General features: G+C 46.3%; 11 protein-coding genes. 6 read left to right on the forward strand and 5 right to left on the reverse strand.

Annotated elements, in window-relative coordinates; translation table 11 throughout:
* Nucleotides 1–137 precede the first annotated feature (137 nt).
* The 3 genes from HMPREF1144_RS16030 to HMPREF1144_RS16040 all read right to left on the reverse strand — a co-directional run bounded on the left by HMPREF1144_RS16030 (nt 138) and on the right by HMPREF1144_RS16040 (nt 4,648).
* Nucleotides 138–1,967, reverse strand: coding sequence for a hypothetical protein (locus HMPREF1144_RS16030; RefSeq protein WP_001217270.1), 1,830 nt, complete (start codon nt 1,965–1,967; stop codon nt 138–140).
* A 521-nt stretch (nt 1,968–2,488) separates the two neighbouring features.
* On the reverse strand, nt 2,489–2,968 hold the full coding sequence (locus HMPREF1144_RS16035; RefSeq protein WP_126498302.1) for a hypothetical protein: 480 nt from the start codon (nt 2,966–2,968) through the stop codon (nt 2,489–2,491).
* A gap of 744 nt (nt 2,969–3,712) precedes the next feature.
* Entirely contained in the window at nt 3,713–4,648 is a 936-nt protein-coding gene (locus HMPREF1144_RS16040; protein WP_000151478.1) for a hypothetical protein, read from the reverse strand.
* A gap of 178 nt (nt 4,649–4,826) precedes the next feature.
* On the opposite strand from HMPREF1144_RS16040, the gene HMPREF1144_RS16045 reads away from it, so the two are divergent.
* Complete coding sequence (locus HMPREF1144_RS16045; protein ID WP_000981293.1) at nt 4,827–5,654, forward strand: ParA family protein; 828 nt, start codon at nt 4,827–4,829, stop codon at nt 5,652–5,654.
* On the forward strand, nt 5,654–5,938 hold the full coding sequence (locus HMPREF1144_RS16050; protein WP_000032260.1) for a hypothetical protein: 285 nt from the start codon (nt 5,654–5,656) through the stop codon (nt 5,936–5,938). Before HMPREF1144_RS16045 ends, HMPREF1144_RS16050 begins: the two co-directional genes overlap by 1 nt.
* 175 nt (nt 5,939–6,113) lie before the next feature.
* Here HMPREF1144_RS16050 and HMPREF1144_RS16055 read toward each other — a convergent pair whose 3' ends face one another.
* Nucleotides 6,114–6,809 carry a hypothetical protein gene (locus tag HMPREF1144_RS16055; RefSeq protein WP_009653371.1) on the reverse strand — a complete coding sequence of 232 codons (696 nt, stop codon included), beginning with the start codon at nt 6,807–6,809 and terminating at the stop codon, nt 6,114–6,116.
* A gap of 530 nt (nt 6,810–7,339) precedes the next feature.
* On the opposite strand from HMPREF1144_RS16055, the gene HMPREF1144_RS16060 reads away from it, so the two are divergent.
* Nucleotides 7,340–7,963 carry an RES family NAD+ phosphorylase gene (locus HMPREF1144_RS16060; RefSeq protein WP_001071437.1) on the forward strand — a complete coding sequence of 208 codons (624 nt, stop codon included), beginning with the start codon at nt 7,340–7,342 and terminating at the stop codon, nt 7,961–7,963.
* Between the two features lie 30 nt (nt 7,964–7,993).
* Here HMPREF1144_RS16060 and HMPREF1144_RS16065 read toward each other — a convergent pair whose 3' ends face one another.
* Nucleotides 7,994–8,671 (reverse strand): hypothetical protein, encoded by a 678-nt coding sequence (locus HMPREF1144_RS16065; RefSeq protein WP_000182008.1) that lies wholly within the window; start codon nt 8,669–8,671, stop codon nt 7,994–7,996.
* A 464-nt stretch (nt 8,672–9,135) separates the two neighbouring features.
* Between HMPREF1144_RS16065 and HMPREF1144_RS16070 the strand changes: the two genes are divergently transcribed.
* From HMPREF1144_RS16070 to HMPREF1144_RS33035, 3 genes are all read left to right on the forward strand, one after another.
* Entirely contained in the window at nt 9,136–9,900 is a 765-nt protein-coding gene (locus HMPREF1144_RS16070) for a tyrosine-type recombinase/integrase (RefSeq protein ID WP_000174662.1), read from the forward strand.
* A gap of 19 nt (nt 9,901–9,919) precedes the next feature.
* Nucleotides 9,920–11,014: a hypothetical protein gene (locus HMPREF1144_RS16075; RefSeq protein WP_007372351.1), complete on the forward strand. Its 1,095-nt coding sequence runs from the start codon at nt 9,920–9,922 to the stop codon at nt 11,012–11,014.
* 133 nt (nt 11,015–11,147) lie between these two features.
* Nucleotides 11,148–11,984: HEPN/Toprim-associated domain-containing protein (locus HMPREF1144_RS33035; protein ID WP_009653369.1), on the forward strand; the 837-nt coding region annotated here is incomplete at its 3' end.

An 11,984-nucleotide genomic window follows, 5' to 3' on the forward strand; every position in this document is an offset into this window, starting at 1 on the left:
GTCAGAAGAGTGGCACCTGCGTGCCGCTGAGTATCTGAAAACCCGAACATAGACCCCGATCAGGCTGCCCCAAGAGTTTGATCGGGGCCTATGAGGCCGATGAGTTACCCTTTCTTCTGACAGTCTTCTCCTGAGTGTCAGTGGTGGGCATTGAGCCATGCTATCAAACGAGCATCGCTACGGGAAAGCGTCCCGTTTTTCAACTGATTATCAATGGCTGTGTATACTTTCTTTTCCGTGATCCCGTGAAGGGGGTTCAGTTCCCTGAAAACTGACTCACTGGTAAACTGGCACCGGGTAAATGCCTCCTCAGCGGTGCTGACGGTTGGGTGGATCACCACAATATTAAACAACGCGCTGATTGTTGCCCGCAGATAGTGTTCAAGGTTCACCGTCAGCAGGTCAATGTGCGGGCTGGTACCTGCATTGTGCACGATGGTATTTCTCAGCAGATACAGGCGGTGAAGATGTCGGGTGACTTTCTCGGCATGTTGCCCCAGTTTATCCGCCATTTTCTCGGGTGACGCACAGATCCCGGCAAGCTTACGCACCCGATACATGACATAGGGAAAGTGCTGTAAATCTGTCTGAAGTTCACGGACCCGGTCCGCATCTTTAAGAAGGGCATAGAGTTGCCCCAGCGGAAGTGAAGCGATCTCCGGTGTGCGCAAGGGGTGCCCTGGCTCTCGCAGAATGAAGCGCAGAACTTTTCTTAGAGAAAACAGTTGCTTAACAACATAGTCCAGCACCATACAGGGAGCCACAACACCGATGACATGCTGTTCATGTGATGGTGTGCCAGGGGCAACTCCTAGCGTTAATGATTCAAGCGCCGACCAGTAAGCGGTGAAACGACTCTCCTGAACTTGGCTTTCAATGCCGTTACGGAAAAACCGAAATGCGGAGCTGATTTTTTTACGGGACACATCCGGTGTATCCGTGAACAGTCGGTTCATCGCCACCATAAAGCGCGCAAACTCCTCGTCCGTTAACCGGTCCGCGTTTGCCTCGATTTCATTATCGAAGCGCGGCACTTCTGTTTCGTCTTCATCCCTGATTATCATGAACTGTTTCTGGACGGTGATATCTCCCTTACCTACCATGTAGGCAATGACATCCAGGGATTCACGAAGCATCTGACCGGCCATGTTACGGGCAGATGTGTCAGACATTGAGCAAACCGGTATATCGACTGAGAGGGAGAAGCGTTGTCGGGCTTCATCAAGTGGCATGAACACACATCCGTTGAACTGCAGTGTGGGTCCTTGCGTGTTAAGTAGGGTGTGCAGTTTCTCACTGGTAATAAACATCCGAACAGTCACGTCCCGAGTAGGCGTTACCAGTTTCTGCCGGAACGAGTGAAAGGCGGCCCGGAAAGCGTTCGGTTCAGTACTCACATTCCTGAAAATATTGATGTACAGCAGGTAACATTCCGTCAGTGTCATACCCCGGGTGAGGAGTACACTCATCACTCCGTTTGTCAGTGAGTAAATATCCCGTGCATGGTGTTCATCCAGAGGGGGCCATGCAAACAGTTCCTGTTCAAGCATCTCAAGAGCCTCAGTGATATAACTGGCCTCGGTGATATCCGCCAGTTGTACACATAGGCTACAGATAAGACGAGGACGCTTTTCCACCGGGCTGCGAGTGGGGTCAACCAGCAAATCTCTGTCCAGAAGAGTCACCAGTTGAGCGGGGATGTCCTCAAATGCTTCTCTCCTGAGAACTTGATCGGTCTCGAGTAACTCGAGCAGTTCAGTGGCCACCCGGAGTCTTTTTTTATCGGCACTGAAACGATCTTCCATTTCGTAAAGAAATAGCAGTTCGCGGATGGTGCTGAGTGGATTGCTGTATCCGACCCGGTCAGTATCCGGGCTGTTTTTATGGCAGAAGTTGGACCAGCATTCAATAAAATAAAGCTGACGCTCGGTGAGTACATCCCTGCTCAGACGTCGGTCGATACGCATAGGTCTGGAAATCTCTTGTACAGTGAGTTATTATTTATTCATACCATATTTAAACCATCTGCCGCCATGCGGGGGATGTCACCGAAAAAAACGGCTCTCCCTTCCGTCAGTGGCTCAGTCCCGGGAAGGCTCAGGGCCTCATATCCAGAAAGCCACCCTTGCGGGTGGCTTTTTTTTCAGAAGTCCGGATGGTCCAGTGCAGGCAACTACCTGGCGACCCGGATGATGTCCGCCTCCCGCCAGAACAGTGCTTCATTCATGTACCAGAACAGGTGGCGACGGAAGACATTTTGCTGAGGACGTTCCCGACCAGCCTGCTGCACACGCAGTGAAAGCCAGGGCACACCCATCCATCATGATGGGCTGGAGATTGAACATTCAGTCATCTCAGGCAGAGTAAACCCGGTCTCTGACAGAACGCCTGTGGGACGTTTATTGATGAAATTCATTCTCTTCCCCATTTATATTCCCTGCTGACCCTACAGAAAACTGAAAGGAAGTCATGAGACAATCATGAAGGTTTAAGGCTGGCTGTCCGTCAGCATGACTGAATAGTGAATACCTTGTGGCAGATTGATTGAGAATGGTTTATTCAGTGTAAGCGGGATGGTCTTTGGTGCAATCGGTATTGTCCTGATACTGTCTCCTACCAGGCGAGCATTCACGTATCGCTCGTGATCATAGTAATTTATCTCACCACTGATCTCGGCCGTTCTGCTTTTTTCACCCGGAGACAAATCAATATACATCGTCGCTGCGGCAAATTTTCTGTCCAGCTCAGAGGTGAATGCTTTTCCAGGCATCGGTCGAAGTGCATACAGTATAGCGTTATGTGTATTGTCTTGTTTCATAAGGCTGTCCGCAGTTACGGTAATTATGGTTGCCCCTGATACTGGCGACTGCATTTCCGTTCTGAGGTACTGCGCACTGTTTTCTGATGGCACGGCACTGCATCCCATCAGCGAGAGGCATAAAACAGCGAGTCCTGTCATTCTGTTCAATTTAAATGTCCTTTATCCATTATCAATAATTGGTGGTCGCTCTGTCAGTATCGGCATGATTCATAAAATGTTGATACTGTTATGCCTGGACCCGAAAGATACGAAAGGCGAAAACTATCTTGCTCATAAGATAAATAGTGCTAGTTACCACTGCTTTGGCTGGAATGACCCCACGACAGAAGACAATTTATGTCCTCACGAAGAGGCCTGTTCGAAGATCTTCGAACTGAGGGCGCGGAGAAGGCTGCGACGATTCAACATTATCTGTAGCAATTCAGTTTCAGAGCAGATGTGCAAAACATTTTTCAATAGACAGCAAAACCGGAAATGTAACTTTCCATAAAATCAGAACACTGATTAACCCAATCTCCGGAGATTCACATGCCTTTCTCTGATTTTCTGAAAATCATTCAGAAGTTTCAGTGTGCAACTGTGCTGGAAAAAGTACTGATGCTGCTGTTTGTAATTCTGATCATTGTGCAACAGGTGATCGATACGTTCTGCAGTCGATAAGACCCGGCCGGTAAGAAAGCGGGGTTGGATTAGACGGGTTTCTTACACGCCGGTCACAGCCAAGTGTCCTGCCGGAACGACAGGACACAGCCTGAACACAACGGGATTTCTGGCAGAATAACCGTAACACCCACCTCTTTCTGCGGAGCGCCATCTATAGACATTCTTACGGAAAAAAACGACACCTGATGGACAGGTACCGAAGGGTTAAACCAGCCAGGCTGATTAGAGTTATGGGAGTATTAGCTTCGTTTCGTTTGTTTCAAGCAGCTGTACTTGTTCGTCAATCCACTGCCCTGCAACAGCAGCTTCACTGAAATCTACTACCGGGTTATCTATCAGTTTCTGAAGGAGCTGTTCAATACGATCTATCCGGTAATGGAGATCACGCATTTCGGCTAAAAAATCAAATTGCTCCTGGTGAAAGTGAGTGTACTCGAATTTCAACCGGTACCGGCCGTTATGATAATTAACCTGTTCCTCTGTGTGTTGCCTTGCCTTACGAACTTCGTCAGCCAGGAATGTGTCAACATCACGTGTTTCTAACTCTCCGCTAAGGCGCTGCAGGGCAGGAAAGTGGTCAGGATAACAAAGGGCGAAAGTAATCATCATTCCCTCTAAAAAATGATCCCCTAACGTTTTATTAATCCAGTCCTTCAGCCACTTGCAATGCCTTTGCAGCGTAGGATCTGCACCTACAGAGACTGGCTCATAGGCCGCTCGAGCGATAATATGGAACAGAAGCGCTACGCAGTACATTTTGCCTTTCGTGCTAACCTGAACGCGATCATCGTATTTGAGATTATATGGGTTGATGTTGGGCATAACATCATGACTGTAAACCAAAAACTCAAGCGACTCATCCATGACCTTCTCAAAACGCTGGCTGCGATTGTTTCTGTCACTGATAGAGCCGGCCTGATACCACCGGTCCGAAAGCTGTCGGTATCGACGGTAATAGTCATCCTCTTTTTGCTGAATAAACTGATTCCGGATCTGGGCGTCAATCCGACGTGCCAGACCGGAGAAATCGGGTAGGACAAATTTCTCTGGTTCATTTTTCGGAGATATAAGTGCTATGAATTCAGAAACCTGCATGTCTTTACTCTGAGGTCCATAACGTTTTCCTGACATGCGAGTGCCGATGAAAAAGCTTTCAATCGTCATAACTTACCTTTCAGTGTCTATTCAGAAATTTTAAGTGTGCACTAACTATTCCATAAAACTGCATATCAAGACAAAATATCAATCAGTATAAAAATACTTTTGTATTACATTTGTATTGCCAATGTGTGCGTAATGGATTACAACTACTCCTGACTGATAAACATAATCTGGAGCCGTTATGATGAACAAGCTACAGGAACGATATGCTCGCATAATTGCGATAATGAACAATAAAGGTGGTCCTGGTAAGACCAGTTCGGCTACCAATCTGGCTGTTCACTATGCCAGATCAGGGAAGCGGACGCTGTTGATTGACTCGGACCAGCAGGCCAATACGACAGAAGTCACCGCAAATGGTAAAAAGTACTATTCCATGTATGGTCCAACTATTTGCGATCTCTACAGCAATTCTCGATTTGATATCCGCGATGTCATCATCCCCGCGATGGCCGGTGATGCTCCTATCCCTAACCTGGATCTGATTCCGTCTGACCCGACGTTCGAAAAAATTATTGAACAGACCCTTACCCGCAGTCACCGCGAAAAAATCCTGGGCCGTCATCTCGAGAAAGTTCGCACTGAATATGATTACATCATTATTGACTGTGCACCTGGGCTCAATATCGCAACCGGCAATGCAATTTTTATCGCCGATCATGTTCTGGTACCTGTCGATGGCGGGAGTTTTTCTCTGAGTGGTCTTGAAATCATGCTGGACTATATGGATGAGATCTCTGAGGAAGATTATGCACGCTTCAGTGTATTCCGGAACAATTACAATGGTGCAAATAAGAAAATAAACACTTATATCGAAACCGCCCTGGGCTCGCACGAGAGAATTTCTCCGAGACTATTGAAAAGCCGGATTCGTACTGATCAGGCCATAGTACAGTCTCAGGTGGCTTGTCTTCCTCTGTACTACTACCAGAAAAGTGCAATGGCTTTAGTGGATTACGGCAAACTTGCCCGTGAGCTAGAAGAAATTATCAGCAGTGAGGCAGCATAATGTCTAAAGAACTTGTTCGACCTATAATGGAAAAACCTGAACGGGCCAGAAAAGAAAGTAGCCTGACTAACATTGCGGCTAAAAAGAAAAATACGACAGGCGAAACACCAAAAACTATACGCATGACACCTGCGGAAAAGATGCTGGCGCAGGAACTGGTTGAGCAGATCCAGGCACTTACGCACAAGAACATTACGGTTTCCACATTACTTCGTGCAGGGCTGTACCTTGCTCAGTCAGCAGGACCAGAAAAAGTTCTGAAGGCGATTAAAGAGAACATTTAGCAATACAAATGAAATACATTTGTATTTCATCTTCAGACATCTTTCCTGCTCAGTCTGGCCTGCGGGATCAGCAGGCCATCTTGTCCAGTTGCTTAATTATCTCAAGTTCTTCTTTAAGCAAAACAGGGTACTGATGGGTACAGGATTTTAACATTAAGAACTGGCGATTCTGTCTTCATTTTTCGTGTATTTTTGAAGGGAGCCCTTTAAAAGCGTCTTCCCAGTAGAGTTCCCTTTCCTCATCATTAACAACTTTACTCATCCATGATTCCGAACGGTTCCAGCGAGCAGCAACTTCCTTTATGGTCCAGTTTTTTTCTTTTAATAATTTTTTAATCGTCTGAGTTGATAATCGGGCATTACTCCAGTTTTCAAGAGACTTTCTGGAAACATGAAAATCAAATTCAGGATATGTCTCTTCAAGTTTTTCTTTAGAAATAAAAGACCAGTTAGGTTCCTGGTACTGGTTGAAGTGAACCAGACTATATCGGTCATCCTGGGTTATGCTGATTTGAGATTCGTAATGTTCTACCCATACAGAATTCTCACGAACATACTCAAACAGAATTGATATCACTTCTTTACTTTTACGTTCCTGTGATTTAAATAAATCAAAAATCCCTTGCTGATTCTGTATTTTAATTGCACCGTCATTAATGAGTGCATTCACAGCTGATGCCCGTACACTCTCAACAGCATTGGTAATTGAAGTGTTATAATAATTTAACAACTGAGCACAGAAAAAAATTATCTTCCCGTTAACGATCTGAACTTTTAAATAGCAAAATCCCTCATCATCCCAGAAGGCTCTGAACTGCAGAGGAAGATATGTTTTTTTAAACCCTTCAATCAATCTGACACTGAGCTTCATCTTAGACTCCAACTGATTTTATAATGATAAATTGAACTATAGTTCAATATTTGTCAAATCAACGTGCAAACTGATGTCGAAAGAAGGCTGATACCTGTGGGAGATATTTTGATGCGGTAACAACCAGGACGGTCAGGATTTCTCACTCAATAGAATGAGTAACAACGCCAGCCAGAACCGGTAAAGACTGTAAGTGCATATCATCGGCACCGAATACAAATGAATTACAAAAGTAGTTCATTTGTATTCGGCGTAATTTCACTTAAAAGCTAATTAAATGTTCAATTCTTCAGCCGGTATTACACGGAAACCTACCAAAATTAGTTGGTTATATCATTTAGTTCATCCTTTACCGATCGTTCTAATACATCCAGCGCCAGGTGATGTATTATCAACTCAGTTGTCAGCTTAACGGGCAACTACCTCACGTTACGTCTGGATAACAGGCGCAACACACACGTAAATCTGAGAGGAATTCCACATGGAAACTCAAAGAATTCGATATATAAACTTTACAGAAGGAATCATCCATGAACCAATTTACAGAGGACCTACATAATGTAGTAGCTCAAATCTTAGCCGGCGCAGAAATCTCTGATAGTGAAATTTTCAAAGAATTAACTATTGAACCTGATTTTTACAAGGTGCAGGACCAGTATTACGGTGGAAATGGTATCTATTTCAACTCTGAATCAGAAACCCGCTTTTCACTGCGTAGCAAATCCAAAGGTGTATTGTATCTGGCCACCACGGCATTTACAGGGCTGAAAGAGTTTTATCAGGATGCTCCGCTTGTTGAAACTGAGGATCTTGAGAAAAACTGTATGGCGGTAATTCAGGCAGCACGCACAATCAAGATTATTGATTTAGCTGCCCTGGCGCCCCATCTGAAAACTCCGTTAGGTTATTTGATGGGCTCTAAAGCTGTCTATGAGGATACTCAGTGGCTGGCAGAAGTGCTTTCTCATTATGCTGATGGTATTGAATATTTGTCTCAACACACCGGCAAAACCTGTATCGCGTTGTGGTCTGACACCGTTGATGGAAACGGAATGCTGAAGAACATCTCAGTCACTCCGTTAATCCAGTTCAGTCTCAACGGACAAAGTACGCAGGCGATCTTAAAATCAAAGCTGGGTATTCTTACTCTCTGAGATTAAAAATGGGCCAAAAGGCCCATTTTTTTACATGGTATGGTTGGTACCAAAGTTTTCTGCCAGGATTCTGAAGTGGGTCATCTCTTCAGGCGTAGCGCCACGGCGCAGCGCGTCAACAATAGAGACATGTGTTTCAGTTCCCGGAATATCAACTTTACGGGTAAAGAAGTGACATTTCCGCACAGCACTGACCTTGTGTTTAATCAGGGATAATAATTCCGGGATGCCGGCCAGCATACCGCCTTCTGAATTATTCTCACGTGTGCAAAACTGAAATACCGGGTAAAGGTTTTCAGAACCCCATTTAATCTGAATAACTTCACCACGGTTTCCTCTTTTATGCAGGGTTGGCGGCGTGGTTGCCAGTATTTTTATAACGGCCGTTGATTTATGCACTCCGCCTGAATTCTCCAGCGACTTAAGAAATACTTCTCTCGCTTCAGCAAGATCTTCCTGGGCCTGTTTTTCAGGTGTCATGGTATTAATTAATGTCTGCAGCTGAGCCTGATTCTTTAATTCAGCCCAGAATGTTTCATCCTGCAGCGTGAGCAGTTCCAGTAACTTCTCGTGGGGCAGTTCATGCAGTGCTTCAACGAACTTGCTTCCCACATTCTGAATGCGGGTCTGCAGCAGCTGGATTTCAGTTTGCTCACGGTTTTTGAGGTGAGCACGGGCTTTATTAGGTGCATAACTGATGTTTGTCATAGTCGCCTCGTCTCGGGTGTTTAAGATTTCCATGACTTAAGAATACACAAAATCTTAAAGAAGTGCAATTTTTGTACTTCCTGCATTCCCTGCAAAATCTGCATTCCGATTTCCGCTATTTGAGGAAAGGTCGCCCAACTGAGGGCAGTTTGTCACAGAACACAACATACAGCCCTTCCCTCCCCTTCAGACCCCATCATCCAGGCAAAAAGGATCCTTTTTCGATCCTTTTGCGATCCCATACTCTCCTCACGCTAAAATATTTGTTTCTGATTTATGGTATATATCCAGAAAGCGGAAATTCAGTGCACACCGCTCTGCGGGTTTTTTCCGTGGCAGTCGCGGTCGCGAGCAACGAAAATGACAGCAGAATTTCATCAGATTGCGCTACGTGAAAAATGGCAGGGTTGCAGGGGTGTAACCCGACAGAATTTACGTAGCGTGAGCGGACCAACGGGGACACCATGACTCTGCCCTCTTTTATTAACGCCTCCCCTGCCCTGCCGGCGACAGGCCAGTCGGCTGGCCTGGACTACGGCCGCGCGCTTTCGCTACGCGAAATGGCCCGGCACTACACCGAGCTGCCAAAATATCTGCTGGCTCCGGAAGTGGCCGGACTGCTGCACTTTGTTCAGGACTGGGGTCAGCACGCTTTTTTTAATACGTTATGGAATACCGGGGCACGCCTGAACGAAGGCCTTGCCCTGAGACGGCGTGACTTTCACCTTAACGAGAGCATTCCGCATGTCGTTCTTCGCACCGCCAAACAGCGGCGTGCCGGCGGCGGCCGTCCGCGTAAGGGAAAAAGTGCCAACCGGGTGGTGCCGTTATCGGACCCGGCCTATGTCGATGAGATGCGCCGGCTGTTCGCCAGCACGAAGGAGCAGTTTGAAGATGATCCGATTACAGGCGAACGTCGCGCGCAACCGGTGTGGAATGTTTCCGACCGGACGGTGCGTAACTGGCTGGTCCGGGCTACTGATGCCGCGGATCGTGACGGCGTCAGACTGAGCATCGACGTCAGCCCCCATACCTTCCGGCACAGTTTTGCAATGCACCTTTTATATGGCCACGTTCACCCTAAGGTACTCCAGGGTCTGCTGGGGCATGAGAAGTTTGAGAGTACTGAGGTCTATACGAAAATATTTGCGCTCGACGTGGCTGCCAGTCAGCAGCTGCGCTTCACCCTCGATACACAGGATGCGCTGCAGCTACTGCGTATAAAATAGATAACCAAGTTGAGTTCCCATGAAAAAAACCAAATACAGATTTGAGAGTGATGACGATCCCTTTGTATCTAAAGATGTTTTGACTCTGATCGACAACGGACTTGTGTTTCTGGATAAGGCGCGTGAAGAATTGCAGGACTCCATGCCCAAATTTTCGATTGTCAGTTTCTGGACAGCGGTCGAGATCCTGCTGAAGGTACCTTTGTTACATGAGCACTGGAGTCTGGTGTGCTCCGGCAGGAAAATAGAGCGAGCAAGGTACCTTGCAGGTGATTTCCAGTCGGTGACATACGATGAAACATGTCAGCGATTAGCTGATGTTCTGGAACACCCTCTTCCTAAAGAAACCATCGACGTATTCAAAAAAGTCAAAGACCATCGCAACCGGGTGGTTCATTTTTATCATTCCGATTTCACAGACGAGCAATCAAAGAAAATTCTTCATGAACAGGCCGATGCCTGGTTTGCGCTAAATCGTTTTATGCGTGATCAGTGGTTTTCGATTTTTGGAGAGCCTCTGAACTCTAAGCTCGCATTAGACGAAGATGGAATGCTCCGGAGCTCGTTTTTTTATGCTGATGCTAAATTTCGTTATCTCAAGCCGGAACTTGATGGACTCGAAAAACAGGGATGTTCAGTCTCAGTTTGCCGCTCCTGTAGTAAAAAAGCTGCGGTTGATATGTGTATACATGAGGAAAGCGGAAATACCCTGCATGAATCTGACTGTCTGGTCTGCGGTACCAGGTCAGATCAGTATCTCGAAGTTACCTGCCCTGACTGCGGGATAAAGCAGAATTTATACGCTACCGGTGAAACAGAATTCACCTGCGTACAATGTAACCACTCTTCATCACGATACGATTTGCTTGATGAATGGGAGGGTAAACCAGAAGATTTTAGTCATTCTGGTCTTCCTGCAAGTTGTTCTGATTGTGACGGCTATGAGACGGTATGTGAGTACGGTGGTGGATACCTGTGCACCACCTGTCTCGTATTACATGACTCACTGGAAACCTGCGGATACTGTGGCGGGCATTCAACCTCAGTTCCTGAAATGAGCGGTCTTATAGGGTGTAACTTCTGTGATGGTAACGTGCGGTTGCTGGAGGAATAAGTATATAAATGAATTACATTTGAAATTCCTTTGAATTACAAATGTATGTCTTATGTAGTTATTATCTGGTACCTCTTAGAAACACAATAACAAATACAAATGAATTTCAAATGTATTACATTGAGGGTGTTCGATGTCAACGTGGACAGATATCTCTATCGGTAACTTCACTCTGTACGATACGCAGAATGACTATCATCAATGGTATTTTCAGAAGGCCGATCGTGTCAGGGAGATTGTCAAAGACGAGGACGGGAGCTGGTCAGAAGGAACGTTTATCGGCTATCGGACGACCGTGGCACAGATGCGCCGACGGTTACAGCTGAACGGATATGACCGGGCCGCTCTCGAACGGGATTTTTCGACTGCCATTGAGTCCTGGAAAACGGATTCTATTGCGGAGCTGGCCAAACTTGAAAGCGAAGAACATCCCCACGGAGAAAATTATCTTCAGTACAGAATCACCTGGCTGAAGCACGTCATCCCGGTTCTTGAAAATGCAACGCTGGATGACTGGCTTGACCGGTTAAATAAGGCGGCATGTTGGCCGAGTAACGAGAGAGATTTTGCCCAACTTTTGACGTGGATTGAAACCGGTGATCCTGTGCTTTCCCTGATGGTCAGCTCGGTTGACGGTGATTGCTCCTGGGTTCGTGATTCGAACTTTAATTTCCCGTGTACACAACGAGATTTTTACTCTTTAGCGATTCTGCTAATCACTGAGGATGGCGCTGTATGCGAACTGGACCTGAAATGGCTCATATCTGCCGAATTGACTGATGATTTTGACGATCTGGAAGAAAAACATGCGGGAGCCACTCAACCGCTTAGACATGCCAGACAGAGCCTCTCTGAGTTGAGTGCACTGGTAGGCACTGTTGCAAAGTTAGCGATGAGGCAGCCTTTTGTCTTATTCAAAGGCCTTACATTTCAAAAACTCTGCTTACCAGGCGCATTTCGCCCAGGGGAT

It is taken from the genome of Klebsiella sp. OBRC7 (assembly GCF_000293135.1).
GTDB classification, from domain to species: domain Bacteria; phylum Pseudomonadota; class Gammaproteobacteria; order Enterobacterales; family Enterobacteriaceae; genus Klebsiella; species Klebsiella michiganensis.